Below are 26,756 nucleotides of genomic sequence, written 5' to 3' on the forward strand. Positions count from 1 at the left end.
AGGCAAACGCTCAACGGACGCGGGATGGAGCAGCCCGGTAGCTCGTCAGGCTCATAACCTGAAGGTCGTAGGTTCAAATCCTACTCCCGCAACCAATGTCTTATGAAGAAAAGCAAACGCTTAGCCTCGCTACCCGCGAGGCTTTTGCGTTGCGATAAACACAGTGGAAGCGCTGTGGAAGCTGATCTTGTCCCGTTCCTTCAAGCGGAACACGAAGAAGCCCCGTGAGAAAGGGTCGAGATCAAAATTCCCCGAAACGGAGTTAACAAGCCCATCGATCCCTGTTCGGATGTCGACTGGTTGCGTTGCTAGGTAGATCTTGAACCTACGAGTGTATCGGAAGGCTTGTGCGCCGCGAACCATTCCGGCACGTCGGTGATGTAGCGGAACGAGGCACGATAGCCCCAACGGGCGTAATCCGCCCGGATCTCGTGGCTGTCGCAGCCGTCACAGCGGGGTGACGGTATTGAACTGACGGCCGTGCCAGACCAGTGGCTTGGCGTTTGCGGAGAGGTCGATCTTCCGTGGACGCCCGACGAACAGCACGTGATCGGTCGTCTCGATCTCTCCGACGAGGGCGCAGTCCATCGTGGCCACGGCACCGTGCAGGCGCGGGTGGCCGGAGGGCCAGGTGTCCCATGCGCCGTGCTCGAACCGCTTCTCCGGCGCGACCTTGCCGGCAAAAGCCTCGGCCACCGCCTGCTGGTCCGCTTGCAGCATCGCGAAGGAAAACCCGCCCTGCGCGCGGATCAGCGATGCCAGGCGGGCGCTGGAGTCGATGGAGACCAGCAGCGACGGCGGATCGACCGCCAGCGAGAGCGCTGCGGTGACGGTGCGCCCTACGCGGTCGCTGTCCCGCGCGGCGCTCACAACGCAAACGGTTGCGGCCAACGCAGACATCGCCTCGCGGAACGCAGCTTGCGTGTCCAGCCCGGCGTCGATCATGGCATAGGAAGCCTGTGAGAGTTCAGTGCTCATGACTATCCTTTTTGCCCCGGCTCGGGCGAGAAATGCGTTTGCAGCTTGTTCGGCACGCCATCCATCTCGTCGGCATTCGCGGGCGGGGTGCCCATCGCGACGATGACAGGCCAGACCTCTGCATATTTACGGTTGAAGTCGACCCAGCCTTCGCCGTCAGGATCGGTGTCGGGGCGGATCGCGTCGGCGGGGCACTCGGGTTCGCAGACGCCGCAGTCGATGCATTCATCGGGGTGGATCACGAGAGCATTTTCGCCCTCATAGAAGCAATCGACCGGGCAGACCTCGACGCAATCCATGTATTTGCAGGCGATGCAGTTTTCGGTGACGACGTATGTCATGGGGAGGGGCTCATGAGCTTGGAAGAGGCCGTGCGCAGGTGGTGCGCACGGCACTCGGTGCATCAGGCGAGGTTCGACGCCGCGAACTCGTAATTTGCGAGATTGTCGAGGAAGTTCGTCACGTAGTCCGGCCGACGGTTGCGGAAGTCAACGTAGTAGCTGTGTTCCCAGACATCGAGGCCCAGCAGTGCCGTACCCTCGCCGATGGCGAGTGGGTTCACCCCGTTCGGCGTCTTGGTCACGCCGAGGCTGCCGTCGGGCTTCTGGATCAACCAGGCCCAACCCGAACCGAATTGCCCGGTTGCTGCGGCCTTGAACGCCGCTTTGAAGTCGTCGACAGAGCCGAAATCGGTGATCAGTCGCGACTCGAGTGCGCCGGGGATGCCGCCGCCCTGCGGCGAAAGGGCGTTCCAGAAATGAATGTGGTTCCAGTGCTGTCCCGCCTGGTTGAAGATGCCTTCGCGTGCGGGATCGCCGTAAGTGGCGACGACGATCTCCTCCAGAGTCTTGCCCTGAAGGTCGGCGGTCTTCTCGACGAAGCCGTTGAGCGCCGTCACATAGGCCTGATGGTGCTTGTCGTGGTGTAGTTCGAGCGTTTCCTGGCTCATGCCGCGGTCAGCCAGTGCGGAATGGGAAAAGTTCAGTGCGGGAAGTTCGAAAGCCATGTCAGGTCTCCTGCGGGGGGGTGGTTGCGCCGCAGCCTGCGGCGGGTTAATTAATCAAGTAAGTGCTTTGAAAAAGATTGAGGCGAATATGTCAAGCGATAGCTTGGAAAAATACGCGATGGAAGATTCAGGCTGGTCGCCGCGCTCCGCCTCTGAGCGCATCCTGATGGCGTTGAAGATGCACGGGGCGCTGACCTCGGCGCAGGTCGGGGCCCGCCTCGGCATCACCGGAGAGGCCGCGCGGCAGCAACTGCTGAAACTCGCCGAAGAGGGGCTGGTCGCAGATGAACGTCGCGCCTCCGGGCGGGGGCGACCTGCGGTCTTCTGGCATCTGAGCGAAAAGGGGCAGGCCCGGTTTCCGGACACGCATGCCGCGCTGACCGTGGAGATTCTGCGCAGCATTTCCGGTGTTCTGGGGGAGGAGGCGCTCGAGCGCATCATCGAGGCCCGAGAGGCGACGACGCAGGCGCTCTACGAGGCAGAAATGACGGGCTGTGGCGATCTGGCTGCACGGGTCGAGAAGCTGGCCGAGCTGCGCAATGCCGAAGGCTACATGGCCTCTGCCGAGCGTCATGGGGACGGTACCCTTCTCCTTGTCGAGAACCATTGTCCGATCTGCGCCGCGGCGACTTTCTGTCAGGGCTTCTGTCGGGCCGAACAGGCGGTGTTCAAGGCTGTACTGGGCGAGGATGTCTCGGTCGAGCGGGTTGAACATATCGTCGAGGGCGGTCGCCGCTGCACCTATGTCATCCGCGACGCCGTGACATGAGCGCGGAGCGGCGGACCGACGTTGCGCGCGCTGGCAGGCCCGGTGCGTGGACGCCCCCCGTCGCGCAGTCGCCGACACCGCTGAAGGCCGCGTTCGACCTGAGCCGCCGCAACACGCTGGGCTTGCGGTCGCAGGCCCGGTTCGGCGGGGTGCTGCGCACAGAAGCCGAGATCATCGCCGCCTCGCAATACGCCGGGCGTCTCGGTCTGCCGTTTCACCTGCTGGGCGGCGGGAGCAATTGCGTGCTGGCCGAGCAGATCGACGGCGTGGTCGGGATCAACGGATTGCTTGGTCGCAGCGTGACGCGTGCTTCCGATGGTGTGCGCGTCACGGCAAGGGCGGGCGAGAACTGGGACGCCCTGGTGCGCCGGACGGTGGAGCAGGGTATCGGCGGCCTCGAGAACCTTGCCGGGATACCGGGCACCGTCGGCGCGGCGCCAGTCCAGAACATAGGCGCCTATGGAGTGGAGCTGAAGGATCTGGTCGAGAGCGTCGACATTATCGACACGGAGACATGGACCGCTCGACGCCTTTCGGCACGCGACTGCGGCTTCGCCTATCGGCACAGCCGTTTCAAGGAGAGGCCGGGCGTTGAGCTCGTCACCGGGGTCACGCTTCGGCTGCCCACGGATTGGAAGCCGAATCTCGGCTATGCCGGTCTGGCCGACCTGCCCGGCCCGCTCAGCCCGGACAGGATCATGAAAGCCGTTCTGGCCCAACGCGCGGCGAAGATCCCGGACTGGAGGGATATCGGCAATGTCGGGTCTTTCTTTCACAACCCGATCGTCTCGGTCGCGACCGCGCGACGCTTGGCGGACGTCCCGGGGCATCAGGTCCCGGGCGGCGTGAAGCTCTCGGCGGCGAGGCTTCTCGATCTCTGCGGCCTGAAGGGGGTCCGCAGGGGCGGTGCCGGATTCTCTGAAGCGCACGCGCTGATCCTCGTGAACCTCGGCGGTGCGACGGTCGAGGACGTCATCGCGCTTGCCGATTACGCCCGAGAAACGGTCCGCGCACGCTTCGGTGTCTCTCTCGTACAGGAACCGGCATTGATCGGGCGCTGAGTCGACATGCGTGCGTCACACGGCGAATGATCAGCCCTCTATTCCAGTCGACCGATGCGCTTGCCCTCCGGAGTCAGGCGCTTGCGCGGGGGACGAGCTTGCCCTTGAACGCGCGGTCGAAGTCGCGGTCTTCGCTGCTTTCGAGCACTTCGACCAGATATTCGGCCATCTCCGTCAGGGGCTGGCGATAGGTGGTCAATGCGTAATTCGGGCTCTGGCATTGCGGCACGTCGTCGAAGCCCGTCACCGCGATATCCTCGGGAATGCGCAGGCCGAGCTTGTGCCGGATCACGTCGATCGCGCCGATGGCGAGCGCGTCGTTCTCGCAGACGAGGATGTCGGGCATTTCGTCGCGCGGGCGATCGGTGAGAATCCGGGTCACGACCTGCTCTGCGAGGATCGGGTCATAGGCGGGCACTTCGGCGAATTCGGGGACGGTCCCGAAACGCCGCTCCCAGCAGCCCAGAAAGGTTTCCTTGCGCAGCAGATGCGCGGAGTAGGTGCGTGGACCCGCGAGGAAGAGCGGGCGGCGATAGCCCTGTTCCGCAACATAGGCGGCAATCTCCTGCATCGCGGCAGCGTCGTCCACCGCGATCGAGATCGTGTCGGGATGGCGCGAGGTGCGCGCGAAGATAATCAGCTTGTGGAAGCGGCGGGCGTGCAGAGCGGTCTCCAGCACTTCGTCGTCGAACTGAATCCCGATCAGGATCGCGGCATCGACGCGGCGCTGGCTGGCGTTGAGGATCGCATGGCCCGCATCGTCGCGGTCGAGCGTGTTCACCAGAAGCGTATCCCAGCCATGCTTGCGCAGGATGCGCGTGAGCCGCTCCATCATCACCAGTTTATGCGGGTTGGCGAAGTCATCGACCAGCAGCGCGACGAGGTTCGACCGGTCCGAGGCTAATGCGGCTGCGCGCAGATCGGGCACGTAGCCGAGCTTGCTCGCCGCTTCCATCACCTTGGTCCGGGTCTTGGGCGAAATCGACGCGTCCTTCTTGAAGGCCCGGTTGACCGTCCAGCGCGAGACACCGGCAGCTTCGGCGACATCATCGGCGGTGATGTTGTTTTCGAAATTCGGTCTGCGCACGTCGCTCATCGGGTTCTCCTCAAAAGCTGACCTATCAGCTTTCTTGCCAGCATACACACAGAAAAGAGCGGCAGCGGAGTCCCGTTTTGCACGCGCGTGCAAAAAATTCTTGCACGCGCGTGCAAAACGGATGATGTTAGCGCCAGTCATCGGTCGAATCGGATCGGTTCTGGGAGGAATGCATGTTGAAAGTCGGGTTGCTGGGCGCCGGCCGTATCGGTCAGGTGCATGCGGTAAATATTGCCGGACATCCGGGCAGCACGCTTGTCGCGGTCTCGGATGTGAACGCGGAGGCGGCGCAGGCGCTCGCTGCGAAATACGACGCGAAAGCGGCAAGTTCCGAGGAACTCATTGCCAATCCCGACATCGACGCGGTGCTCATTGCCAGCTCGACCGACACCCATTCGGATCTGATCGAGAAGGCGACGGCGGCAGGCAAGGTTGTGCTGTGCGAAAAGCCGGTCGATCTATCGCTTGAACGGGCGAAAACCTGCCTCGCGGCGGTTTCGAAAACCGGCCAGCCTGTGATGATCGGCTTCAACCGTCGGTTCGATCCGAATTTCGGCGCACTGCGCTCTGCCGCCCACGCCGGAGAGATCGGCAAAGCCGAGCTGCTCTCGGTCACATCCTTCGATCCTGCGCCGCCGCCGGTCTCTTACATCAAGGTCTCGGGCGGTCTGTTCCGCGATATGATGATCCATGATTTCGACATGGCGAATTTTATCATGGACAGGGCGCCGGTCAGCGTTCGCGCAGTTGGCTCCTCTATCGTCGATCCGGCGATCGGGGAGGCGGGCGACGTGGATACGGCCGTGGTCACGCTGACCTATGCAGACGGGCGTATTGCCGTGATCAAGAACTCGCGCCGGGCTGTCTACGGCTACGATCAGCGCGTCGAATTGCTGGGTTCGGAGGGGCTGCTGAGCGCGGCGAACATGCTGGAGAACACGGTCTCAAAATCGACCGTGGCCGGCGTCTCTTCGGCCAAGCCCACTTATTTCTTCCTCGAGCGTTACATGCCCGCCTACGCGGCAGAATGGGACGCCTTCGTCACTGCTCTGGCAGAGGGTCGACCGATGCCCGTGACACTCGAGGATGGCGTGGCCGCGCTCGCGATGGCCGAGGCCGCAACGAAATCCGCCAAGATGGGGGAAGCCGTCGATCTGGCGACTCTCTGAGGCGCTGCCTCGGAGTGGACGGAAATCGCAGGCGCGAGGAGGTGCCTGTGGTTCAAAGGCCGAAGGGATCGGCCGGGCCGCATCGGACGCGACATGGAGGAGCGCGGTGCGGTGACAAACAGAAAGTGAATCTGGGAGGATCACATGAAACAGTTTCTGCGTGCTGCAGTTGCGGCCACCGCCGTGGCTTTCGCTGCACCGGCATTCGCGACGGATATCGTCGTGGTCTCGCACGGGCAGGCCAACGATCCGTTCTGGTCGGTTGTGAAGAACGGCGTCGAACAGGCGGCGAAGGATACTGGCGTGAATGTCGAATACCGCTCGCCCGAGACCTTCGACATGGTCGCGATGAGCCAGCTGATCGACGCCGCCGTGAACCAGGAGCCCGACGGCTTGGTCGTCTCGGTTCCCGATGCGGACGCGCTTGGCCCGTCGATCAAGCGGGCCGTTGCCGCAGGCATTCCGGTGATCACGATGAATGCCGGATCGGATGTGTCGAAATCGCTGGGTGCGCTGCTGCATGTCGGTCAGGACGAATTCACCGCAGGTGAGCGCGCGGGTGAGAAGCTCAAGGAGATGGGTGGCAAGAACGGGCTCTGCGTCAACCAGGAGGTCGGAAATGTCTCGCTCGACCAGCGTTGCGCCGGTTTCGCCAAGGGCTTTGGCGGTCAGGTGAAAGTGCTGCCGACCACCAATGATCCGGCGGATATCGAGGCCAAGGTGCGCGCAGCCCTGCAATCCGATACGTCGATCGACACCGTGCTGGCGCTGGGTGCGGCGACGGCGGGCGAACCCTCGGTCAAGGCGGTCAAGGCGCTGGGTGAAGGTGGCGGCAAGATCAACGTCGCGAGCTTCGATCTGTCCCCGGGTTTCCTGAAGGATGTCGAGAATGGTGACGCGGCCTTCGCGATCGACCAGCAGCAGTATCTCCAAGGCTATCTGCCGGTGTCGTTCCTCGCGCTCAACGCGAAATACGGCCTCATCCCGGCGTCGAACGTCGCTTCGGGTCCGAACCTGATCACCAAGGACAAGGCGGCTCAGGTGGTCGACCTGTCGGCCAAGGGCATTCGCTGATCCATATCGGATGAGTTGATACCGGGATGCGCGCGCCCTTTGACGCGCGCGCATCCCATCGGCGCCACCGCGGGCGGTCGCGGAACCGAAAGCGCCACGAACCAGCATTCTCAGGGAGGGTATAATGCCTGCCGACTCCACGGTTACCGACGAGCGCGTCCGCGAGGAGACAGTTCTCGCGCGCTTGATGAAGCGGCCCGAACTGGGCGCGATCGCCGGGCTCATTCTCGTGACGATCTTCTTTCTCTTCACCGCCAATGCGTCGATGTTCACCCTTTCGGGGATCATGAACTTCCTGACGCCCGCGGCCCAGCTCGGCATTCTCGCCATCGGCGCGTCGCTTCTGATGATCGGGGGAGAGTTCGACCTTTCGATCGGCTCGATGGTCGCCTTCGCGGGGATGATCTTCGGCGCGCTCGTGGTCAATCTGGGACTGCCGCTGATCGTGGCCATTCCCGGCACGCTGATCTTCGCTGGCATGATGGGCGTGGTGAACGGGCAGCTGGTGATCCGCACGGGGCTGCCCTCCTTCATCGTCACGCTGGCTTTCCTGTTCATTCTGCGCGGCCTGTCGCTCGTCGGGCTGAAATATCTGACCGGCGGCTCGACCCAGCTGCGCGGCGTGCGCGATGCGGTGGGTGATGACTGGCTGGCACCGTTCTTCTCGGGCGACGCGTTCACGGGTCTCTTCGCGAAGCTCGCCGAGTGGGGCTGGATCGACACGTTCAAGTCGGGCGCGCCGAAAGTGCCGGGCGTGCCGGTCGAGATCCTGTGGTTCATCGGTATCGCGCTGTTTGCCACCTGGATCCTGCTGCGCACCCCCGCCGGCAACTGGATCTTCGCTGCCGGCGGCGACAAGAACGCGGCCTCCAATTCGGGCGTGCCGGTCAACCGGGTGAAGACGACGCTCTTCATCGTGACCGCCTGTTGCGCCGCGCTCGTCGCCATCATGACCGTGATCGACGCGGGCTCCACCGATGCGCGTCGCGGCTTCCAGAAAGAATTCGAGGCGATCATCGCCGCGGTGATCGGGGGCTCGCTGCTGACCGGCGGTTACGGCTCGGCGATCGGCGCCTTCTTCGGTTCGATCATCTTCGGCATGGTCGTGATCGGCCTGACCTACACCTCGATTGATCAGGACTGGTTCCAAGTCTTCCTGGGCGGGATGCTGCTGCTCGCCGTGATCTTCAACAACGTGATCCGCAAGCGCGTGACGGGGGAACGCTGATATGGAAATTGAGACCGCATTCCATCACGGCGCCGTCGCCGCCGACGCCAAGCCCATCCTCGAGATGCGCGGCATCAAGAAGCACTTCGGCAACGTGATCGCGCTGGCCGGTGTCAGCTTCGATATCCGCCCCGGCGAGTGTCACTGCCTTCTCGGCGATAACGGCGCGGGCAAATCGACCTTCATCAAGACGATGTCGGGCGTGCACAAGCCGACCGAGGGCGAGATCCTGTTCGAGGACAAGCCGATGAACTTCTCGAGCCCGCGCGATGCGATGGAGGCCGGGATCGCCACGGTGTTTCAGGACCTCGCGATGATCCCCCTGATGAGCGTGACGCGCAATTTCTTCATGGGGCGCGAGCCCACGAAAGGGGCGGGCCCGTTCAAGCGCTTCGACGTGAAGCAAGCCAATGAGGTCTGCGTCGAAGAGATGCGAAATATGGGCATCAACCTCCGCGGTCCCGATCAGGCGGTGGGCACCCTCTCGGGGGGCGAACGCCAGACCGTTGCCATCGCCCGCGCGGTCTATTTCGGCGCGAAGGTTCTGATCCTCGACGAGCCGACCTCGGCGCTTGGCGTGCGCCAGACCTCGAACGTGCTCGCCACGATTGACAAGGTGCGCAAGCAGGGCGTGGGTGTCGTGTTCATCAGCCATAACGTGCGCCATGCGATGGCGGTGGGCGACCGCTTCACCGTGCTCAATCGCGGCAAGACGCTGGGCACCGCAACCCGGGGCGAGATCACGCCGAACGAGTTGCAGGATCTGATGGCCGGTGGCCAGGAGATGGCACAGCTCGAAGGCTCGCTCGGCGGCACGATCTGACAAGCGGCAGGGGCGTCGCGCGTCCCTGTTACGGACAAGAATGACTTCAGCAACCGAGGGTGACATGGCGCTTCCGATGCCCGAAACTCCGCTTGGCGTGGCCCTGATCGGGACCGGCTTCATGGGGAAATGTCATGCCATGGCGTGGCGCAACCTCGCGACCGTCTTCGGCGGCGCGCATCCCCGGTTGGAGATCCTCTGCGACACGCCCTCCGACAAGGCCCGCGCCTTCGCTGAGCAGTTCGGCTTCGCGCGTGGCAGCGACGATTGGCAGGCGACTTGCGCCGATCCGGCGGTCGATGTGGTCTCGATCACCGCGCCCAACGGATTGCACCGCCCGATGGCCGAGACCGCCCTGCGTGCGGGCAAGCATGTCTGGCTGGAAAAGCCGATGGCGCTGACGCTGGAAGATGCGCGGGCGATGGCCGGGCTCGCAGCGGAGCATCCCGGGCAGGTCACGATCCTCGGTTACAACTACCTTCGGTCTCCCGCTTTCCAGATGGCCAGCAAGCTGATCTGGGAGGGCGCGATCGGCACGCTCCGCGCGTTCCGGGGCGTCTATGACGAAGACTATTCCGCCGACCCGCGCCTCCCGTGGTCGTGGCGGATGACGCGCGAGGCTGGTGGTCTGGGCGCCTTGGGCGATCTGGGCTGCCACCTCGTGTCGCAGATGGTGGCGCTGATGGGGCCGGTTGAGGAGCTGACCGCGATGACCCAAATCGCGATCTCCGAGCGCACTTCCCCCGAAGGCCCCAAGCCGGTCGAGAACGAGGACAGCGCGCTGGCCCTGATCCGGTTCGCGAGCGGCGCGCAGGGCTCGTTCGCCACGTCGCGGGTGGCGCGCGGGCGTAAGTGTCGTTTGCAATGGGAGATCCATGGATCGGACGGCACGCTGGTCTTCGATCAGGAGAACATGAACGAGCTGTGGTTGCATCGCGCCGGAGAGGCGGGGTTCACCCGTCACCTGACCGGCCCCGATCAGCCCGATTTCGCCGCCTTCTGCCCCGCGCCGGGGCATAATTTCGGCTTCAACGAACAGAAAGTGATCGAGGCGCGCGACCTCTGCGCAGCCATCGCGGGCGGGCCGAATGCCGGCCCCGATTTCGCCGTCGGTCTGGAAATCGAGACGGTGATCCACGCGATGGCGCGCTCGAACGGCGCCCCGATCCGGATCGGAGATATGGCATGAAAAACCTCGACGTGATCACGATTGGCCGGGCAGGCGTTGATTTGTATGGGGCGCAGATTGGCGGGCGTCTGGAGGATATGGGCTCGTTCGAGAAGTATATCGGCGGGAGCCCGACGAACATCGCCTGCGGGACGGCGCGGCTGGGGCTGAAGTCCGGGCTGATCACTCGCGTTGGCGACGAGCATATGGGCCGCTTCATCCGCGAGCAGTTGCTGCGCGAGGGGGTGGATGTGACCGGCGTTGCGACCGACCCGGAGCGGCTGACGGCGCTGGTGATCCTCGGCATTCGCGACGAGGAACAGTTCCCGCTGATCTTCTACCGCGAGAACTGCGCGGATATGGCGCTGAGCGAGGAGGATATCGACGAGGCGCTGATCGCGCGGACGCGCTCGGTGCTCGCGACGGGCACGCACCTGTCGCATCCGCGCACGCGGGCGGCGGTGCTCAAGGCGCTGGAACTGGCCCGAAAGCATGGGGCGAAGACTGCGCTCGACATCGACTACCGCCCGAACCTCTGGGGCGTGGCGGGACATGGCGAGGGCGAGAGCCGCTTCGTGGAGAGCGCCGAGGTGACCGAGAAGCTAATGGCCACGCTGCACCATTTCGACCTGATCGTGGGCACGGAAGAGGAATTCCACATCGCGGGCGGCTCGACCGATACGATTACGGCGCTGCGTGCGGTGCGCAAGGTTTCCGACGCCACGCTGGTGTGCAAACGCGGAGCCGCCGGCGCGGTGGCTTTCGAGGGCGACATTCCCGACAGCCTCGATGACGGCCAGACCGGCCCGGGCTTCCCGATCGAGGTGTTCAACGTGCTGGGCGCGGGTGACGGGTTCTTCTCGGGTCTGATGAAGGGCTGGCTCGATGGCGAGAGCTGGCCGAAGGCGCTGGAATACGCGAATGCCTGCGGGGCCTTTGCGGTCTCGCGCCATGGCTGCACGCCCGCCTATCCCTCGCTGACCGAGCTGGAATTCTTCCTCAAGCGCGGGGTGAAGCAGCCTGATCTGCGCAACGATGCGGAGCTGGAGCAGATCCACTGGTCGACCAACCGGCACACGCGCTCTCTGCCCGATTGGCCGGATTACCGGGTCTTCGCCTTCGATCACCGGATGCAGCTCGAAGAGATGCCGGGCTACACGCTCAAGAAGGGTGGCGCGTTCAAGGAGCTGTGCCTTTCGGCGGCAACCCAGGTGCAGGACGGGCGGCCGGGCTACGGTATTCTGTGCGATGACCGGATCGGGCGCGCGGCGCTGCATGCGGCCTCCGGGTCGGGCCTCTGGATCGGGCGGCCCTGCGAATGGCCGGGCTCGCGCCCGCTGGAACTGGAGCCGGAACTGGGCCCCGATTGCGGCGGTCTGACCCAATGGGCGCGCGAAGAGGTGGTGAAGGTTTTGTGCTTCTGCCACCCCAATGACGATGCCGAGACCCGCGCCACTCAGGAGGCCGTGGTCAAGCGCCTCTTTACCGCGGCGCGCAGGAACGGGCTGGAATTCCTGCTCGAGGTCATTCCGTCCAAGGTGGGGCCGGTCGATGCCGACACCACCGCGACCCTGATCCGGCAATTCTACGAGATCGGCATCTACCCGGATTGGTGGAAGCTGGAACCGATGGCGGACGCGGCCGGATGGGCCAAGGCCGTGGCCGCCATCGAGGACTACGACAAGCACACCCGCGGGATCGTGGTGCTGGGCTTGGATGCGCCGGAGGCGGAACTGGCGGCGAGCTTCGAGGTCGCGGCCGGGTTCGATCTGGTCAAAGGCTTTGCCGTTGGCCGGACAATCTTTGGCGACGTGGCGCGGGCCTGGATGCAGGGTGAGCTGACCGATGCCGAGGCCGTGGCCGAGATGGCGCGACGCTACACGAGACTTTGCGGGATCTGGGACGGAGCGCGGGCGAAGGCAGCCAAGGCGGCTTGAGGTGTCAGCGGAGAGGGGGCTCTGCCCCCGCTCCCTGACGGGAGCCCCCCGGGATATTTGGGCCAAGAGGAAGTGGCCCCAGAGAGGAAGAGAGAGATGAGCGAGACGATCCGGCTGACCGCCGCGCAGGCGATGGTGAAGTGGCTCTCGGTGCAGATGACCGAGGATGGCGAGCGGTTCATCGAAGGGATGTGGGCGATCTTCGGCCATGGCAACGTGGCCGGGATCGGCGAGGCGCTGCATGCCTACAAGGACGTCTTCCCGACCTGGCGCGGGCAGAACGAGCAGACGATGGGTCATGCGGCGATCGCCTATGCCAAGGGCAAGAAGCGCACGCGCGCCCATGCGGTGACATCAAGCATCGGGCCGGGCTCGACGAACCTCGTAACAGCTGCCGCACTGGCGCATGTGAACCGGTTGCCGGTGCTGATCGTGGCGGGCGATGTGTTTGCGACGCGTCGTCCCGATCCGGTGCTGCAGCAGGTCGAGGATTTCGACGATGGCACCGTCAGCGCGAATGACTGCTTCCGCCCGGTCTCGCGCTATTACGATCGGATCTCGCGGCCTGAGCATATCCTGTCCGCGCTGCCGCGGGCGCTGCGGGTGATGACCGATCCGGCCAATTGCGGCCCCGCCGTTCTGGCCTTCTGTCAGGACACGCAGGCCGAGGCCTATGATTACCCGGTGGAGTTCTTCGAGCCCCGCGTTTGGCGTATTCGCCGTCCCGCTCCCGATGCGGGGGAATTGGCGCGGGTCGCGGAGATGGTGAAGGCGTCGAAGAACCCGGTGATCATCGCCGGTGGCGGTGTGGTCTATAGCCAAGCCGAGGACACGCTCGCGGAGTTCGCGTCGAAGCACCAGATTCCGGTGGCCGAGACGCAGGCGGGCAAGTCGAGCCTCGCGCAGAGCCATCCGATGAGTTTCGGGGCGTCCGGCGTGGACGGCTCGGCGGCGGCCAATACCGCCTCGCAAAACGCCGATCTGGTGATCGGGGTCGGCACGCGGTTCCAGGACTTCACCACCGGCTCGCGGACGCTGTTCGGGGCAGGGGCGAAGCTGGTGAGCATCAATATCCACGGCTATGACGCGGCCAAGCACGGGGCCGAAAGCCTGGTGGCCGATGCCAAGGTCGCGCTTGAGCAGTTGAGCGCCGCACTTGGCGATTATCGGGCCGAGGCGCCCGATGCCGATGCCCGCGCAGACTGGCTGCGCGCGGTCGACGCCTATTGCGCGCGTCCCGAGGATCAGGCGGCGCTGCCGACCGACGGTCAGGTGATCGGCGCGGTGCAACGTGCCACGGGAGATGACGCCGTCGCGATGTGTGCGGCTGGCACGATGCCCGGTGCGCTGAAGCTTTTGTGGAAGCCGTCTCAGGGCGGCTATCACATGGAATACGGCTATTCCTGCATGGGCTACGAGGTGGCGGGCGCGATGGGCCTCAAGCTCGCGCGGCCCGAGCGTGACGTGCTCTGCTTCGTGGGTGACGGCTCCTACATGATGGCGAATTCGGAGCTCGCGACGGCGGTGATGCGCCGTGTGCCCTTCACGGTGATCCTGACCGACAACCGCGGCTATGGCTGCATCAACCGGCTGCAGACAATGGGCTGCGGCGGTGAGCCCTTCAATAACATGTATGTCGATTGCAATGTCGAGGTGCAGCCCGAGATCGACTACGTCGCGCATGCAGCGGCGATGGGCGCGCATGCGGTGAAGGCCAAGGATACCGACCAGCTCGAGGCGGAAGTGAAAGCTGCGCGCGAGCGTGACATCCCGACGGTCATCGTGATCGACACCGTGGCCAAGGACTTCCCCGGAACCGGGCTGGAAACCACGGCAGGCGAACACGGTTTCTTCTGGGACGTGGCAGTGCCCGAGGTTTCGGACCGCCAAAAGCAGCGTGATCGCTTCGAGGAATACCTGACCCAGATCGCAAACGCGCGGCTGGTGAATTGAGGAGGAGAGAGATGATCCGTTTCGGCACGAACCCGATTGCCTGGGCCAATGACGACGACCATTCCCTGGGCGCGCATATCCCGACCGAGCAGATCCTGCGCGAGGCCGCCGAGATTGGCTTCGACGGGATCGAGAATGGCCATCGCTGGCCGCAGGATGATCCCGAAGCGCTCAAGCAATTGCTCAGCGGCTACGGGTTGGCTTTCGTCTCCGGGTGGTATTCGCTGAACCTTCTGACGCAATCGGTTGAAGATGAGAAAGTGGCGATCCAGCCGCATCTCGACAAGCTCAAGCATAATGGCTGCACCGTCTGTATTGCCTGTGAGACGTCGAACTCGGTGCAGGGGCAGGACGTGCCGCTGTCGGAGAAGCCGGTGTTGAGAGAGGCCGAGATGGCCGCGTTCGGGGCGAAGATCGAGGAGCTGGCGGCGTTCACCGCCGGGCAGGGCGTCGATCTGGTCTATCACCACCACATGGGCACTGTCGTCGAGACGTCTGCCGAGATCGACGCGTTCATGGCGGCGACCGGGCCTGCGACGAAGCTGCTGTTCGATGCGGGGCATTGTTATTTCGGCGGCGACGGGATCGATCCGGTTCCGATCCTGCGCAAATATGTCGACCGCGTGCGCCATTTCCACGCCAAGAACGTTCGCCCCGAGGTGATGCGGCAGGTCCGCGACACCGGCATGTCCTTCATGGACGGGGTGCGCGCAGGTGTCTTCACCGTGCCGGGTGATCCTGAGGGCGGCGTGGAGTTCGGACCGCTCCTGCGGATCCTGAAGGAGGCGGGCTATGACGGCTGGATCGTGATCGAGGCCGAGCAGGATCCCGATCTCCGCAACCCGTTTGAGTATCAGTCCTTGGGGCTCAAAACCCTCAAGTCAGCCGCCGTCGAGGCGGGGCTGATCGCCACTGAGCAGGCCTGAGCGCATGGCCCGCGATCGCTTCCTCGATTTCGACACGCCCTGGTTCCGCCCGCTGTGGAAGCGGCTGCTGGTGATGGGGGTGGCCCTTGGCTGGGGCCTGTTCGAACTCGTCGCTGGAGATCCGGGCTTCGCGATCCTGTTCCTCGCGATGGGCGGGTATGCCGCCTATCGTCTTTTCGTGACCTTCAATCCGAGAGAAGACAAATGACCGATCTGCTGCGCAAACCGTTTGGCACCCATGGCAAGGTGCATGAGATCACCCCGCAATCGGCGGGCTGGCGCTATGTCGGGTTCTCGCTCTACCGGCTGCGCGCGGGCGAGAGCGCGGCGGAGGCCACCGGTCCGAACGAGGCGATCCTCGTGATGGTCGAGGGCAAGGCGCGGGTTGTAGCCGCCGGGCAGGACTGGGGCGTGTTGGGCGAGCGAATGAACGTTTTCGAGAAGACGCCGCCGCATTGCCTCTATGTGCCCAACGATCAGGACTGGGAGGCCGTGGCCGAGACGGATTGCACCATCGCGGTCTGCACAGCACCCGGCAAGGGCGGGCATGAAGCGCGCAAGATTGGGCCCGACGGGATCAGCCTGACCGAGCGCGGCAAAGGCACCAACACGCGCTACATCAACAATATCGCGATGGAGGGGGAGGATTACTGCGACAGCCTGCTGGTGACCGAGGTCTTCACCCCGGCGGGCCATTGGTCGTCCTATCCGAGCCACCGTCACGACGAGGATGACTTCCCGCGCATCACCTATCTCGAAGAGACCTATTACCACCGCCTGAACCCGGCACAGGGCTTCGGCATCCAGCGCGTCTATACCGAGGACGGCACGCTTGATGAGACGATGGCGGTTTCGGATGGCGACGTGGTGCTGGTCCCGCGCGGGCATCATCCCTGCGGGGCACCCTACGGGTTCGAGATGTATTACCTCAACGTCATGGCCGGGCCGCGCCGCAACTGGCGGTTCCAGGCGGATCCGGCGGTGCAGTGGATCATGGACCGGGATGCCTGAGGGCATCCGGGTGGAGAAGATGATGGAACAACCGTTTCAACTGGCGGCCTGCGCAGAGATGCTCTGGCGGGACCGACCGATCGAATGGCGTGCAGCGCGGCTGACAGAGATGGGCTTCGGCGTGGGGTTGTGGAATTGGCCGGAACACGACCTCGACAAGCTCGAGACGGTGGGGGCGAATTACACGATCATGAACGGCTATCTGGAGGGGCGGCTGAGTGACCCAGAGGGGGCGGAAATGCTGCTGCGCTCGGCGCGTGAGACCGCGGCGGTTGGCAAGCGGCTGGGCGTGGATCGGCTCAACCTGCATGGCACGGGGCTTGGGGACGGCGGTATCCCGATCCCGCAGCATGGCAGCTTCGCGCCGGGCAGCTTCCAGCGGGCCTGCGATACGCTGAACCGGATTTGCGATCTGGCCGAGGAAGAGGGGGTGGTCTTCACGCTCGAGAACCTCAATCCTATCGACCATCCGGGCTGCCCCTTCGGCTCTACCGCGGATGTGCTGGCGCTGGTCTCGACCGTCGATCGCCCGCAGCTGCGGATCAATCTCGACCTCTATCATACGCAGATCGGCGAAGGGGATCTGATCCGCTGGTGCAAGGCGAGCCTGCCCTGGATCGGTGAGGTCCAGGTGGCCGACAATCCGGGGCGCTTCGAGCCGGGCACAGGTGAGATCAACTATGCCGGTGTGGCGAAAGCGCTGCAGCAGATGGGCTATCGCGGCCCGGTCGCCATGGAGGCCTTCGCGCAGGGCGATGAGGAGGCGGCACTCGAGGCGTTCCGCGCCGCCTTCACACTCTGAGACCCGTCGATATGCAAAGCGGTGTGCTGGTCGCTCTTCCGATCCGCATACTGTTCCGTTCCGCCACTGAAGTGGACCGTCGCGCCAGTGGCACGACGACACCAACGACAGCATTGTGCTTTGGGCTAACGTCCACCGGCCCCGGAATCCCTTGTCCCGATGGACCAGGTCCAGTCATGCCCTAACTATCAAACCCGGCCACTCAGGTGGGGCTGATCACCGGCCCGACCAAGTCGCTGGAACTGGGTCAGACCGAGACGCTGGAGAGCGGTCTCGTCTGGCTTCGGCATCGCGTGACCAAGGAAAACTGAAATGCCCGTTACCCCCAAAGCCCCGCTCGCCATCGTGGCCCTTGCGACACTCCTGTCCCTCGTTGTTTTCACCCTGCCGCTGACCACGCTCGAGGCGATGACCGCCGCGCTCGGGCTTGGCCCTGCGCAGCAGGCTTGGATCATGTCGGGGATGCCATTGGGGGCGGCCTGCGGGCTTCTGATCGCCGGGGCCTTCGGCGATACGCTGGGGCGGCGGCGGACCTTCGTGGGCGGGCTGTGGCTCACCGCGCTCGCTTCCGTTGCCGCTGCACTCGCGCCGACCGGTCTGTTCCTGATCGTCGCGCGTGTCGTGCAGGGCCTCGGCAGCGCCGGGATCATGGCCTGCGGCCTCGGGCTTCTCGGCCAGATCTACGAGGGCGAGCCACGCCGCCGTGCCGCCGCGATCTGGGCCGCGGGCCTTGGCGCGGGCGTGGCGCTCGGGCCGATCCTCGCCGCGGCGCTGCTGCCGATTGGCGGATGGCCCGCAGGGCATTGGGCGATTGCGCTCGCGGCGACCATCCTTGCGCTGAGCGCCTCGGCCCGCCTTCCCGAGAGCCCGCGCAGCCCGCATCGGGTCGACCTCACGGGCGGCCTGCTTCTGATGCTCGGCCTCGGCTGCCTGCTCTCGGCGCTCACCGAGTTGCGGTTGGGAGCTTTCGGCGTGGTGGGCTTGCTCGCATTGGGCGCGCTCGCCTTTCTGGCTCTCTTTTTGCGCACCGAACGCCGGGCTCCGAACCCGATCCTGCGGCTCGATCTCTTTGCCCATGCGCCCTTCACCGGCGCGACACTCGCGGCTTTCGCCTCGGGCGCGGGCGTGCTTGCGCTGATGTCTTTGGTGCCAACCGTGCTGGTGCGCGGCATGGGGCAGACGCCACTTACGGCCGCTTTCGTTCTCCTCGCATGGTCGGCGTTGACCGCGATCTCCGCGCTCAACGCGCATCGCTTGCCCGCGCGCTGGAACTCGCGCCAGCGCGTGATCGGCGGGATCGTCGGCTGCGCGGTCGGGCAGGCCCTGATGCTGCTCGCGACGCCTGCGGCGAGTTGGGCGATCCTCGTGCCGGGGCTGCTGATTGCCGGGGTCTCGAACGGTATCCTGAACGCCGCGCTGGGGCATGAGGCGGTGCAATCCGTCCCGCCCGAGCGCGCCGCGATGGGGTCGGCCGCCAACAATACCGCGCGCTATCTCGGCTCCGCCCTCGGGATCGCCTTGATCTCGATCCTGATTGCCGGACGCGATGGCGAGCGCTTCTTCGCGGGCTGGCACGAGGCCGTGGTGATGAGCACCTTGTTCAGCGGATTGGCAGTGTTTGCGATGCTCGGCCTCGCACGCGAGCGCGGTTCCCTCGGTGCGCGATGAGCGCAGTCCCGTGTCAGGCGTCGCCGCCGCATCGCCGGACCGCGCGCTGAGGATCCAGGTGGCTGCACCCTGGACGTTCTGCGGCGTGCGGCTACTGCCGGGTCAGCCTCACCGTGAACCCGCCGCCACTCATGGTGAATGTCGCGAGCTTGCGTGCGTCATAGGCGGCATGCACATCGAAGGACTTGAAGTAAAACGGCCAGACATATCCGGGGCCCAAGACAACGCGATAGGATATGTCGCAGATCACGGTGTCGTCGTTTTGCTTCTTGGCTGTCGTTGTCATCTGCACCACAACCCGATGTAGGATTGCGCGCAACGTTGCGGGCTATACACTGATTTTGTTATTAGATTCTGGCGAGTTTCAAGCAAATCTTTGCGGTTCTTTTGCGCATAGGTTTGCGCAAATTTCGCGTAAGTTTGCGTTTTGATTCAGTGTCTTGAGAAGAAAGTTCTTTCCGAGTCGAGCTTAGCTTTTTTCTGTTTTGAGGGGAAGGAAAACGAACGCATGTTCTTGGCATTTTTTGAAACTGGGAAGCTCGGCGGCTCCGATTCCGAGATCATTTTCTTCGCTCCAACTCCGAGAACTGAATAACGCGGAAAAAATATTAAAGACAACGGGATGGGTGATTTTCATAGCGGCACGCTTAGTCCACTGAAACCATGCGACCTGATCAGTCGTCGTCAAGCTTTTCTGTCAGGCGTCGTATCCGATGCGAAGGCCCCTCATGGCTTACTTTAGCTCCGTAAAACGGTCATATTGATGCGCAATGCACCATTTGTAGATCAAGTTCTTGGTTGGTCCTTGACATGCGCCTTGCGGCCCATAAATCATGCATAGCGCATTGATATGCGCTATTTACGGAGCATGGCATGCCGAAGCCCAGTACCAGAAACTACTCGCCGATCGCCCGCGACGCTGCCGCCCTGCTGGGCGAGATGATCCGCGCGGCGCGGATCCGGCGGCGCATGACTGCGGCCGAACTCGGCAAACGGGCCGGCGTGTCGCGCGGACTGGTGTCGCGGGTCGAGGCCGGCGACATGGGGGCCGCGCTGGGCGCGGCTTTCGAGATGGCGGCCGTGCTCGGCGTGCCGCTCTTCGATGCGGCGCCCGAGCGGGTTTCCCAGGCGCTCGAGAGCACCCGCGAGGTCAATGCGCTCCTGCCCAAGCGCGCCTTCCAGCTGACGGCGGAGGTCGACGATGACTTCTAAGCTCATCGATCCGGCCAAGCATGGGTTCGTCTGGACCTGGCTGCCTGGCGCCACGAGCCCTGTGGTGGCGGGCCGCATTGACCTCGTCGATGGACTCTACCAGTTCGCCTATGGCCAGAGCTATCTCGAGCGCGGAGACGCGATCGCGCTCTACACACCCGAGCTGCCGCTGAAGAAGGGCCGCCAGGTCCCCTCCGCGCCGCACAAGATCGCTGGATGTCTGCGTGATGGGGCACCGGACAACTGGGGGCGCCGGGTGATCCATTCATATGTGACGGGCACGCGCGACCGCACAGCTGACACCGGCGAGATCGACGAGCTGAGCTACATGCTCCTCTCGGGATCGGACCGCACTGGCGCGCTCGATTTTCAGGCGTCCTCCAGCACCTATGAGCCGCGGATGACCCAAACGGCCACGCTGGAGGAGATGATGGAGGCGGCCCGCCTGGTCGAGGCTGGCACGCCGCTGCCGCGCGAACTCGACGAGGCAATGAACCATGGCACCTCGATCGGGGGCGCGCGCCCGAAGGCGCAGATCACCGATGGGGATCGCAAATTCATCGCGAAGTTTCCCTCGAGCCGCGATCCGCACAAGATCGTCGGCGCTGAGCTCGTGGGTCTGCGGCTCGCCGAGCGCGTCGGCATCCACGTGGCGCGGGCCGATCTCATCGAGGTGCGGGGCCGCGATGTGTTGCTTGTGGAGCGGTTCGACCGCGCGCCGAAGGGCGAGCTTTGGACCCGGCGCCACATGGTGTCTGCCCTGACCATGTTGGGTCTCGACGAAGACCGCAGCTACTACGGCAGCTATGAGGAGCTGGCGGGCCTCCTACGGCGTGGCGGAACCAATCCGGAGGAAACGCAGATCGAGCTCTTCCGCCGGATGGTCTTCAACATCCTGATCGGGAATACCGACGATCACGCCCGCAATCACGCGGCCTTCTGGGATGGGGAATGGCTCACGCTCACGCCAGCCTACGACATCGAGCCGCGCCCGCGAATGAGCCGGGAGGCCAATCAGGCGATCCGGGTGCATGGCACCTCGCGCGAGAGCCGGGTGGCGCTTGCCATCGAGGCGGCCCCCATGTTCGGCCTCTCTGCCGCGGCAGCCATGGAGATCATCGTGCACCAGGTGGAGACCATCCACGAGGGCTTTGCGGAGGCGGCCGAGGAGGCGCGCCTCACGGAAACCGACATCAGGGCACTCGGCAACCGGGCGATACTCAACTCCTATGCCTTCGAGGGCGCACCCGAAAAAATCGCCCGTCTCGACCGCCCGCTCTGAGCCGCATTTTCATTGACCGACGCATCCCGGCCTCAATGCAAGACCGGTTTGCCGGACCGGCCTTGCATCGCGACTAACCCAGACGAGCCCCACTCACTTCTCTGCATTCTCCCAAATCATGAGGCGCAAACGATGAACACTGTCAAATCTGAGGTGGAACAAGGTCCGAAAGACTGGTTCGCCCTCACCCTCCGGGAGAAGAACATCCTTGAGCACTTGTCGGGGATCTATTCTGGGGTGCCCCAGACTTTGGAAATCGAAGCGGAGAAGCCCGTTCTCGTGGTGCGGAGTGCAAACTCGGCGGCGCGCCGAAGACTGGGCGTGCCGGCGCCGACACCCGAAGAGGTTTTTCGGATAAGGCAATTCTGCTTGGCTAACCCACAATCTGTCACGCTCACGGTCAGTGAGGGCGGTCGGCTCGTCGCGCGTGGAATTCAGCTATTGTGCCGGCCTGCCCTGATTGGCCCAGAGATAAGGAACCAGCCCGGGCACCAGTTGGGATCCAAGCTCGCAGGCATATATCCTGACCATGAAAATCCATGATCTCTGCGGCTCTGATGATGTGACCGCCCCCCGACGGCTTCGATGTGCCAAGGTGGGTCTGCGATGATCCACAAAGGAGGACGGTCACATCATCAGAGCCAGTGAAAGATGCCAAATCCGGTTCGCGAATTTGCTATTTTCGAAAAGGAGCAGATTTGTCTGTAACTCTATCGGCACACTTCTGGCTCATCGTCGCCAAGGTTTGCCTTCGGAGGATTTCCCACGGGGTGGGTGGGTGCGGGCGTAGGTAGCAGCGCCCTCGAATGCTTCTCTTGGAATCGAGGGATGCTCTTCACAGAGATCATCCAAGGTATCGCCGTCGCTAAGCCTGCCAAGCACAGATCGGCAAGTGACCCGCGTGCCTTTAATCACCGGCTCTCCACCCAGTATCTCATCGCGCGACTCTCGGTGATCGCTAAGCAAAGATGGGTGGCTTGTTGGGCGGCTCGGCTGGGTCATTTCAAACCTGTTCAGTTATAGATCTCTTAACTCTCCGGCGAGATTGCATGAAGAGCAATGCTTGCTGCCTACTTACTTGAGAGCAGGTAAGTCCACTATACAGAGGATCACGGCGAACATCCGGCGAAAGACCGCCAGGATCAGCGCGATCACGATCGTGGCCGGCAGGGCGATCACGATCGTGGCCGGCAGGGCGATCACGTTGCGCAGGAATAGGATCTGCAGGGGAGAATAGCTGGCGGTCAGCGCTTTCGCGAAGGCGTCATTGGCGCTCAGGCAGGCCACCTCCCACGCACATCAGGAATATGCCTTGCGTGTAAGGTCTCGGTACGATGGAAATCGCAGAGCTCATCGTCATCACCCTGATTGGACCAGCCCAACACTGTCCGAGGGAGCGCGGAAAGCCCGACATGGTTTTTGGGGCTCGCCGTCAGGGATGGCGGAAGCTGCGACCGCTCAAGGCCGGTGCAAACATGGCTCGATTATACGGACGCAGTGAGGGGCGCTTTTCCCTCTCTGGATGCTGTGTGTGACGGGGCGCCAGCCTACCCGGATCGACCGGGAAGCCCGTCGAGCCTATCGATCGAGGCCAGGTCATCGTCCCAGTTCGCGCGACTGGAGACGCAAATATGCGCGGTGGGTCGTATGTCGATCGGGCTATCGAGTGAGCCTGCTGGGACGACGAGGGAGCCATCATGCGCTTGAGAGAACGGCAGTGCCGACCCGCAGTCTGCACAGAAGCTCTTCACGTGCTGTGTCCCGGGAACGCGGAATACCCTGATGTTTCCCGTCCCGGACATCCAGGTGATCTCAGCTGTCGATGAAAACAGGTTCGCAGAATGAGCCGTGCCGCTATCTTTGCGGCAGCGCCCGCAATGGCACAGGAAGAAGCTCTCGAACTCTCCCGATATGCGAAACCTCACGGCTCCACACAGGCACTTTCCGTTCACCTCGTTATCCATTTGCAATCCCCTCAACACGCTCCGACTGGGTCGTCTTCCGGCGCAAAGTCTCACAAGGAGCAACGCGAGCGTCAACTGCTCACGCAATCCGAAATGCCGATGATCGATCTGTCGACGGTCGGTGGGCGCATTCAGCGTCAAACGGGATAGCGCTTTGAAAGATGACGTCTATTGCGAATTCACCCAACTCTTTAGGGTGATCGCGCCAGCGTTTTCGGCCGTGCCTTGGCTACGGTCTCAGATATCCTCAATCCACTTTCTTGGGCCGGTCCCTCGCTGACGCAGTTCATCCTTGGGATTGAACATCTTGCAGGATTTCAAGGAGAGGCAGCCGCAGCCGATGCAAGCGGTCAGAGTCTTTCGCAGCCGCTGAAGTTGGGAAATCTGCTCGTCGACCCGGTGCGTCCACTTCTCTGACAGCACCGCCCAATCGTCTCCGGTTGGAACATGGTCTGTTGGTAGCTTGTCGAGTTCGGTTTTGATCTCTTCAAGCGTCATGCCGAGGGTCTGAGCGAAACTGATAAAGGCGAGGCGCCGCAGAACGTGGCGCGGGAAGCGTCTGTGCCCGGAGCCCGCCCGCTCGGACGAGATGAGCCCGCGCTCTTCGTAGTAGCGCAGCGCCGAGGAGGCGATGCCGCTGCGGCGTGAAATTTGATTGATGGTCAGCGTCGTTTCCATGGCTCGGTCGTTTCTCGCATTTCGGTATTGACCTCAAGTTGGCTTGAACTTTTAGAACGTCGCTCGTCCGGTGGTCAACGGAGAGAACCAATGCGAAAGATTCACGCTTATCCTTCGACTCAAAAGTCGCAGGCTTTCCACATGCCGGGACAGGTAGGAAGCCAGCGCGACCGGCTGAACGTTGGGAGCGCATCATAATGCCAGAGACGCACCCGCGAGATTTGCAGCTGCGCGGTGAAGTTCATTGCTTGCTCCACCGCCACGGAGCGACGTCTGTCGTTTGCGCGCTGTTGTGGGCGTTGCTGCGGTCACGGCAGAGATCCAAATCGATCCCTACGACTACCCTTTGCTCGCATATCCGGCGCGACGTTGGCCTACCACCCGCGCCGCCGGACGCGAGGCGATATAACTAATTGCACTGACAGGAGATCAGAAATGCCCATGGAAATCGACAGCGAAACCGCGCCCGCGAAAAAGCTGGCGGACATGATCGAACGTCATGGCCTCATCCTTTTCACCGAACGCTACGAGGCCTGTGTGGAGTTCTACCAAACCAAGCTCGGCCTGCCGCTCTGGTATGAAAAACCGGGGCTGACCTGCCTTCGCTTCGGCGGCGGATATTTGATGATCGAGACCGGCGGACGCGCCGAAGGCACCCGGAAAGACATTTCTCAGAACCCGGTTGCGTTGCGCTTCAACGTCTCAGACGTGAAGGCTGCGGCGCGCCTGCTGGAGGCTCAGGGCGTGCCGGTCGAAGTCAAAATGCACGACTGGGGCACGACCGGCGCGTTCCTCGACCCCGACGGCAACGTGTGCAGCCTGAAGGACGCCGACGATCCCTTCTTTACCGACGAGCAAGGGTAATGATGTGCAGCCCTCCCAGCACGCAGTGGTAGCTGTCAAACGTCCTCTCTCGGAAGGGTGGGGTATCTCCGGAAGGCGAAGAAACTGGACAGGCACGAAAATACTGCCACGCTGCTTCAGCAGCTCGGAGTTCTTATCGGGCCACGCAGGGCTGGGCGGGCCACCTTCGGCTCAGAACCGCCATTTGTGGCACGCAATGGTCACTTCAGCCTTCTGAGCAACTCTTCGTTTTCGTCCATGACCCTCGAAGCTTTATGGAGAGCGTTGGAGAAATCATCGTCCATGCCCTCATACTTGGAAGGGCAAGACGATCCTGCGGTGTCCATCTCTCAAGCGCTTGCTTCTCGAAGTGCTTCACATTCCATCAAAGCGACTCAGAGGCAGCTTCCACGCGTCTCCAAGCCAACTGTTTTCCGAGGCTTTTGGCTCCGGAGGAAGCGAAGAGAAACGCATGATGCAGGATGTCAACGCTGATGAGATTTTGCATCAACGCGAGAGAATGAATCAACTCCCACATGAAAAACTTCTGCGATTTTGACGTTATAATAAAAAAATACGTTTAAATGCCAATGTTTTAGGTGGTGTTCGGAGGTTTCTGGAACCAAACTTGCATGTTGTCTCGGTGAGACGCGAGTTTGACCGGGAGTTTCTCCAAATGACGCAAGACAGCATCGTCGCAGACAATTTGCCCTATCTCGATATTTCGGACCCTGGGTTCTCCATCCGCTCCTCCGAAGTGATGCGTGCCCGCGAGCTGTGCTGGTGCGCGCGCACGAATTACGGTCTCGCAGTATTGCGTTATGACGACGTGCAAAAGCTTCTGCGGCATCCCAAGCTGCGTCAGGGCTCCTATCGCTGGCCAACGTTGAACGATGTCACCGGGGAATTCGCGCGCTGGTGGGAAAGCATGCTTCTCAGCCAAGAGGGCGACAACCATTCACGCCTGCGCCGCATGGCGAACCCGGCTTTCTCGCCAAAACTCATCACGACGCTGGCGCCGAAATTCACTGAGCTCGCGACGATGCTGATCGACGAGTTCGCGCCGAAGGGCGAATGCGACTTCATCGCCGAATTCACCGAGCCCTACGCGACCGGCGTGATCTGCGAGCTTCTGGGGTTGCCCTTCGAGCGCTGGCGCGAGCTGGCCGACATCGCCGCCGATATGGGGCTCGCACTTGGCGTGACCTTCAAGAAGGACCTGCCGACGATCGAGGCGGCGACGAGGCGGCTCTTTGACTATGTCGAGGAGCTGGTCGAGGCACGCCGCGCCGCGCCGAAAGACGATTTCATCGGCATGCTGATTAAGGCCAATGAGGACAAGAGCCAGCTCTCTGATCAGGAGTTGCTCGACATGATCGTCTTGGCGATCTTCGGCGGCATCGATACCACGCGCAACCAGCTCGGTCTCGCGATGGCAACCTTCATCGAGCATTCCGAGCAATGGGCGCTTCTGGCCGAACAGCCGGAGCTGGGCCGTGCCGCGGTGGAAGAGGTTATGCGCGTGCGTCCCACCGTGACCTGGGTCACCCGCGAGGCAGTCGAGGACTTCACCTATAACGACACGCCGATCGAGAAGGGCACGACGCTGCACCTTTTCTCGCAATCGGCGACCTCCGATCCGCGCGTGTTCGACGATGCGAGCTTCGACATCACGGCCGAGCGCAAGCCGCATTTCGGCTTCGGCGGTGGCGCGCATCACTGTCTCGGCCACTTCATCGCCCGCGGCGACATGACCGAAGCTCTCAAGTTGCTCGCGCAACGCCTGAAGAACCCGCGCTTCAATGGCGAGGTCGAGTGGCTTCCAGATAGCGGGAATACCGGAGCGATCCGGATGCCGATCGCCTTTGACCCGGCCTGATCAACGCAAATCCTGTCGAAAAATTCCAAGAGGGACCAGTAAGATGAAAGTTCACGTCAACATGGATATCTGCCTGCTGCACGGGCAATGCGTGATCGCCGCGCCGGAGATCTTCTCCTTCGACGACAATGGCGATCTCCATTGGGTCGAAGTGATCGACGACTCGCAGGTTGCCGATGCCGAAGCTGCTTCCGATGCCTGCCCCGAGCAGGCCATCATCCTCGGCTGA

General features: G+C 63.1%; 29 protein-coding genes and 1 tRNA gene. 20 read left to right on the forward strand and 10 right to left on the reverse strand.

Annotated features, from left to right (window positions below; genetic code table 11):
* Positions 1–18: 18 nt before the first annotated feature.
* Positions 19–95, forward strand: a tRNA-Met gene (locus F8R15_RS18675).
* Positions 96–129: 34 nt separating this feature from the next.
* Here the strand turns inward: F8R15_RS18675 and tnpB are convergent.
* From tnpB to F8R15_RS18695, 4 genes are all read right to left on the reverse strand, one after another.
* On the reverse strand, positions 130–363 hold the full coding sequence (gene tnpB / locus F8R15_RS22135; RefSeq protein ID WP_152845599.1) for an IS66 family insertion sequence element accessory protein TnpB: 234 nt from the start codon (positions 361–363) through the stop codon (positions 130–132).
* Positions 364–447: 84 nt separating this feature from the next.
* Positions 448–978, reverse strand: a complete 531-nt coding sequence (locus F8R15_RS18685; protein ID WP_152845600.1) for a flavin reductase family protein — start codon at positions 976–978, stop codon at positions 448–450.
* 2 nt (positions 979–980) lie between these two features.
* Complete coding sequence (gene fdxA / locus F8R15_RS18690) at positions 981–1,319, reverse strand: ferredoxin FdxA (protein ID WP_078523452.1); 339 nt, start codon at positions 1,317–1,319, stop codon at positions 981–983.
* 62 nt (positions 1,320–1,381) lie between these two features.
* Positions 1,382–1,984, reverse strand: coding sequence for a superoxide dismutase (locus F8R15_RS18695; protein WP_152845601.1), 603 nt, complete (start codon positions 1,982–1,984; stop codon positions 1,382–1,384).
* A gap of 88 nt (positions 1,985–2,072) precedes the next feature.
* Here F8R15_RS18695 and F8R15_RS18700 point away from each other — a divergent pair, with 88 nt between their 5' ends.
* Together F8R15_RS18700 and murB are read left to right on the forward strand one after the other, a co-directional pair.
* Entirely contained in the window at positions 2,073–2,753 is a 681-nt protein-coding gene (locus F8R15_RS18700) for a metalloregulator ArsR/SmtB family transcription factor (protein ID WP_253732765.1), read from the forward strand.
* Positions 2,750–3,814 (forward strand): UDP-N-acetylmuramate dehydrogenase, encoded by a 1,065-nt coding sequence (gene murB, locus F8R15_RS18705; protein ID WP_152845602.1) that lies wholly within the window; start codon positions 2,750–2,752, stop codon positions 3,812–3,814. Before F8R15_RS18700 ends, murB begins: the two co-directional genes overlap by 4 nt.
* A gap of 73 nt (positions 3,815–3,887) precedes the next feature.
* Here the strand turns inward: murB and F8R15_RS18710 are convergent, their stop codons facing one another.
* Positions 3,888–4,910, reverse strand: coding sequence for a LacI family DNA-binding transcriptional regulator (locus F8R15_RS18710; RefSeq protein ID WP_078542405.1), 1,023 nt, complete (start codon positions 4,908–4,910; stop codon positions 3,888–3,890).
* A 173-nt stretch (positions 4,911–5,083) separates the two neighbouring features.
* Between F8R15_RS18710 and iolG the strand changes: the two genes are divergently transcribed.
* The 12 genes from iolG to F8R15_RS18770 all read left to right on the forward strand — a co-directional run bounded on the left by iolG (position 5,084) and on the right by F8R15_RS18770 (position 18,669).
* Positions 5,084–6,079 (forward strand): inositol 2-dehydrogenase, encoded by a 996-nt coding sequence (gene iolG, locus F8R15_RS18715; protein WP_152845603.1) that lies wholly within the window; start codon positions 5,084–5,086, stop codon positions 6,077–6,079.
* Between the two features lie 144 nt (positions 6,080–6,223).
* Positions 6,224–7,153 carry a sugar ABC transporter substrate-binding protein gene (locus F8R15_RS18720; RefSeq protein WP_078523447.1) on the forward strand — a complete coding sequence of 310 codons (930 nt, stop codon included), beginning with the start codon at positions 6,224–6,226 and terminating at the stop codon, positions 7,151–7,153.
* A 124-nt stretch (positions 7,154–7,277) separates the two neighbouring features.
* Entirely contained in the window at positions 7,278–8,381 is a 1,104-nt protein-coding gene (locus tag F8R15_RS18725) for an ABC transporter permease (protein ID WP_152845604.1), read from the forward strand.
* Position 8,382: 1 nt separating this feature from the next.
* Positions 8,383–9,204: an ATP-binding cassette domain-containing protein gene (locus F8R15_RS18730; RefSeq protein WP_152845605.1), complete on the forward strand. Its 822-nt coding sequence runs from the start codon at positions 8,383–8,385 to the stop codon at positions 9,202–9,204.
* A gap of 40 nt (positions 9,205–9,244) precedes the next feature.
* A complete protein-coding gene (locus F8R15_RS18735; protein WP_253732768.1) occupies positions 9,245–10,393 on the forward strand; it encodes a Gfo/Idh/MocA family protein in 1,149 nt (382 codons plus the stop codon).
* Positions 10,390–12,309, forward strand: coding sequence for a 5-dehydro-2-deoxygluconokinase (gene iolC, locus F8R15_RS18740; protein WP_152845606.1), 1,920 nt, complete (start codon positions 10,390–10,392; stop codon positions 12,307–12,309). The genes F8R15_RS18735 and iolC overlap by 4 nt, the downstream gene beginning before the upstream one ends.
* A 96-nt stretch (positions 12,310–12,405) precedes the next feature.
* Positions 12,406–14,262 carry a 3D-(3,5/4)-trihydroxycyclohexane-1,2-dione acylhydrolase (decyclizing) gene (gene iolD / locus F8R15_RS18745; RefSeq protein WP_152845607.1) on the forward strand — a complete coding sequence of 619 codons (1,857 nt, stop codon included), beginning with the start codon at positions 12,406–12,408 and terminating at the stop codon, positions 14,260–14,262.
* Positions 14,263–14,273: 11 nt separating this feature from the next.
* Positions 14,274–15,188 (forward strand): myo-inosose-2 dehydratase, encoded by a 915-nt coding sequence (gene iolE, locus F8R15_RS18750; protein WP_152845608.1) that lies wholly within the window; start codon positions 14,274–14,276, stop codon positions 15,186–15,188.
* A 4-nt stretch (positions 15,189–15,192) separates the two neighbouring features.
* Complete coding sequence (locus F8R15_RS18755; RefSeq protein ID WP_152845609.1) at positions 15,193–15,396, forward strand: hypothetical protein; 204 nt, start codon at positions 15,193–15,195, stop codon at positions 15,394–15,396.
* Positions 15,393–16,199 carry a 5-deoxy-glucuronate isomerase gene (gene iolB / locus F8R15_RS18760; protein WP_152845610.1) on the forward strand — a complete coding sequence of 269 codons (807 nt, stop codon included), beginning with the start codon at positions 15,393–15,395 and terminating at the stop codon, positions 16,197–16,199. Before F8R15_RS18755 ends, iolB begins: the two co-directional genes overlap by 4 nt.
* Before the next feature lie 22 nt (positions 16,200–16,221).
* Positions 16,222–17,001 (forward strand): TIM barrel protein, encoded by a 780-nt coding sequence (locus tag F8R15_RS18765; RefSeq protein ID WP_152845611.1) that lies wholly within the window; start codon positions 16,222–16,224, stop codon positions 16,999–17,001.
* 312 nt (positions 17,002–17,313) lie between these two features.
* Positions 17,314–18,669, forward strand: a complete 1,356-nt coding sequence (locus F8R15_RS18770; RefSeq protein WP_152845612.1) for an MFS transporter — start codon at positions 17,314–17,316, stop codon at positions 18,667–18,669.
* A gap of 91 nt (positions 18,670–18,760) precedes the next feature.
* Here F8R15_RS18770 and F8R15_RS18775 read toward each other — a convergent pair whose 3' ends face one another.
* Entirely contained in the window at positions 18,761–18,955 is a 195-nt protein-coding gene (locus F8R15_RS18775) for a hypothetical protein (protein ID WP_152845613.1), read from the reverse strand.
* A 587-nt stretch (positions 18,956–19,542) separates the two neighbouring features.
* Between F8R15_RS18775 and F8R15_RS18780 the strand changes: the two genes are divergently transcribed.
* Both F8R15_RS18780 and F8R15_RS18785 read left to right on the forward strand, forming a co-directional pair.
* Positions 19,543–19,881, forward strand: coding sequence for a helix-turn-helix transcriptional regulator (locus tag F8R15_RS18780; protein WP_152845614.1), 339 nt, complete (start codon positions 19,543–19,545; stop codon positions 19,879–19,881).
* On the forward strand, positions 19,871–21,163 hold the full coding sequence (locus F8R15_RS18785; protein ID WP_152845615.1) for a type II toxin-antitoxin system HipA family toxin: 1,293 nt from the start codon (positions 19,871–19,873) through the stop codon (positions 21,161–21,163). Before F8R15_RS18780 ends, F8R15_RS18785 begins: the two co-directional genes overlap by 11 nt.
* A gap of 729 nt (positions 21,164–21,892) precedes the next feature.
* Here F8R15_RS18785 and F8R15_RS18790 read toward each other — a convergent pair.
* From F8R15_RS18790 to soxR, 4 genes are all read right to left on the reverse strand, one after another.
* The gene (locus F8R15_RS18790) at positions 21,893–22,165 is read right to left on the reverse strand and encodes a DUF433 domain-containing protein (protein ID WP_152845616.1); all 273 of its coding nucleotides are present in this window, start codon (positions 22,163–22,165) and stop codon (positions 21,893–21,895) included.
* A 72-nt stretch (positions 22,166–22,237) separates the two neighbouring features.
* Positions 22,238–22,450: a hypothetical protein gene (locus tag F8R15_RS21830; RefSeq protein ID WP_253732770.1), complete on the reverse strand. Its 213-nt coding sequence runs from the start codon at positions 22,448–22,450 to the stop codon at positions 22,238–22,240.
* Between the two features lie 260 nt (positions 22,451–22,710).
* Positions 22,711–23,127, reverse strand: a complete 417-nt coding sequence (locus F8R15_RS22140) for a GFA family protein (protein WP_152845617.1) — start codon at positions 23,125–23,127, stop codon at positions 22,711–22,713.
* Between the two features lie 237 nt (positions 23,128–23,364).
* Positions 23,365–23,805: a redox-sensitive transcriptional activator SoxR gene (soxR, locus tag F8R15_RS18805; RefSeq protein ID WP_152845618.1), complete on the reverse strand. Its 441-nt coding sequence runs from the start codon at positions 23,803–23,805 to the stop codon at positions 23,365–23,367.
* A gap of 435 nt (positions 23,806–24,240) precedes the next feature.
* Between soxR and F8R15_RS18810 the strand changes: the two genes are divergently transcribed.
* The 3 genes from F8R15_RS18810 to F8R15_RS18820 all read left to right on the forward strand — a co-directional run bounded on the left by F8R15_RS18810 (position 24,241) and on the right by F8R15_RS18820 (position 26,756).
* Positions 24,241–24,669: a VOC family protein gene (locus F8R15_RS18810; protein WP_253732772.1), complete on the forward strand. Its 429-nt coding sequence runs from the start codon at positions 24,241–24,243 to the stop codon at positions 24,667–24,669.
* 655 nt (positions 24,670–25,324) lie between these two features.
* A complete protein-coding gene (locus F8R15_RS18815; protein WP_152845619.1) occupies positions 25,325–26,527 on the forward strand; it encodes a cytochrome P450 in 1,203 nt (400 codons plus the stop codon).
* A gap of 43 nt (positions 26,528–26,570) precedes the next feature.
* Positions 26,571–26,756 (forward strand): ferredoxin, encoded by a 186-nt coding sequence (locus tag F8R15_RS18820; protein ID WP_038073655.1) that lies wholly within the window; start codon positions 26,571–26,573, stop codon positions 26,754–26,756.

Source organism: Thioclava sp. JE_KL1 (assembly GCF_009296265.1).
In the GTDB taxonomy this organism is placed as follows: Bacteria; Pseudomonadota; Alphaproteobacteria; order Rhodobacterales; family Rhodobacteraceae; genus Thioclava.

Excerpts from the sequence above, each read along its gene's own strand:
- tnpB (WP_152845599.1), bottom strand. The coding sequence starts at position 363 with ATGGTTCGCGGCGCACAAGCCTTCCGATACACTCGTAGGTTCAAGATC.
- F8R15_RS18685 (WP_152845600.1), bottom strand. The coding sequence starts at position 978 with ATGAGCACTGAACTCTCACAGGCTTCCTATGCCATGATCGACGCCGGG.
- fdxA (WP_078523452.1), bottom strand. The coding sequence starts at position 1,319 with ATGACATACGTCGTCACCGAAAACTGCATCGCCTGCAAATACATGGAT.
- F8R15_RS18695 (WP_152845601.1), bottom strand. The coding sequence starts at position 1,984 with ATGGCTTTCGAACTTCCCGCACTGAACTTTTCCCATTCCGCACTGGCT.
- F8R15_RS18700 (WP_253732765.1), top strand. The coding sequence starts at position 2,073 with ATGTCAAGCGATAGCTTGGAAAAATACGCGATGGAAGATTCAGGCTGG.
- murB (WP_152845602.1), top strand. The coding sequence starts at position 2,750 with ATGAGCGCGGAGCGGCGGACCGACGTTGCGCGCGCTGGCAGGCCCGGT.
- F8R15_RS18710 (WP_078542405.1), bottom strand. The coding sequence starts at position 4,910 with ATGAGCGACGTGCGCAGACCGAATTTCGAAAACAACATCACCGCCGAT.
- iolG (WP_152845603.1), top strand. The coding sequence starts at position 5,084 with ATGTTGAAAGTCGGGTTGCTGGGCGCCGGCCGTATCGGTCAGGTGCAT.
- F8R15_RS18720 (WP_078523447.1), top strand. The coding sequence starts at position 6,224 with ATGAAACAGTTTCTGCGTGCTGCAGTTGCGGCCACCGCCGTGGCTTTC.
- F8R15_RS18725 (WP_152845604.1), top strand. The coding sequence starts at position 7,278 with ATGCCTGCCGACTCCACGGTTACCGACGAGCGCGTCCGCGAGGAGACA.
- F8R15_RS18730 (WP_152845605.1), top strand. The coding sequence starts at position 8,383 with ATGGAAATTGAGACCGCATTCCATCACGGCGCCGTCGCCGCCGACGCC.
- F8R15_RS18735 (WP_253732768.1), top strand. The coding sequence starts at position 9,245 with ATGACTTCAGCAACCGAGGGTGACATGGCGCTTCCGATGCCCGAAACT.
- iolC (WP_152845606.1), top strand. The coding sequence starts at position 10,390 with ATGAAAAACCTCGACGTGATCACGATTGGCCGGGCAGGCGTTGATTTG.
- iolD (WP_152845607.1), top strand. The coding sequence starts at position 12,406 with ATGAGCGAGACGATCCGGCTGACCGCCGCGCAGGCGATGGTGAAGTGG.
- iolE (WP_152845608.1), top strand. The coding sequence starts at position 14,274 with ATGATCCGTTTCGGCACGAACCCGATTGCCTGGGCCAATGACGACGAC.
- F8R15_RS18755 (WP_152845609.1), top strand. The coding sequence starts at position 15,193 with ATGGCCCGCGATCGCTTCCTCGATTTCGACACGCCCTGGTTCCGCCCG.
- iolB (WP_152845610.1), top strand. The coding sequence starts at position 15,393 with ATGACCGATCTGCTGCGCAAACCGTTTGGCACCCATGGCAAGGTGCAT.
- F8R15_RS18765 (WP_152845611.1), top strand. The coding sequence starts at position 16,222 with ATGGAACAACCGTTTCAACTGGCGGCCTGCGCAGAGATGCTCTGGCGG.
- F8R15_RS18770 (WP_152845612.1), top strand. The coding sequence starts at position 17,314 with ATGCCCGTTACCCCCAAAGCCCCGCTCGCCATCGTGGCCCTTGCGACA.
- F8R15_RS18775 (WP_152845613.1), bottom strand. The coding sequence starts at position 18,955 with ATGACAACGACAGCCAAGAAGCAAAACGACGACACCGTGATCTGCGAC.
- F8R15_RS18780 (WP_152845614.1), top strand. The coding sequence starts at position 19,543 with ATGCCGAAGCCCAGTACCAGAAACTACTCGCCGATCGCCCGCGACGCT.
- F8R15_RS18785 (WP_152845615.1), top strand. The coding sequence starts at position 19,871 with ATGACTTCTAAGCTCATCGATCCGGCCAAGCATGGGTTCGTCTGGACC.
- F8R15_RS18790 (WP_152845616.1), bottom strand. The coding sequence starts at position 22,165 with ATGACCCAGCCGAGCCGCCCAACAAGCCACCCATCTTTGCTTAGCGAT.
- F8R15_RS22140 (WP_152845617.1), bottom strand. The coding sequence starts at position 23,127 with ATGGATAACGAGGTGAACGGAAAGTGCCTGTGTGGAGCCGTGAGGTTT.
- soxR (WP_152845618.1), bottom strand. The coding sequence starts at position 23,805 with ATGGAAACGACGCTGACCATCAATCAAATTTCACGCCGCAGCGGCATC.
- F8R15_RS18810 (WP_253732772.1), top strand. The coding sequence starts at position 24,241 with ATGCCCATGGAAATCGACAGCGAAACCGCGCCCGCGAAAAAGCTGGCG.
- F8R15_RS18815 (WP_152845619.1), top strand. The coding sequence starts at position 25,325 with ATGACGCAAGACAGCATCGTCGCAGACAATTTGCCCTATCTCGATATT.
- F8R15_RS18820 (WP_038073655.1), top strand. The coding sequence starts at position 26,571 with ATGAAAGTTCACGTCAACATGGATATCTGCCTGCTGCACGGGCAATGC.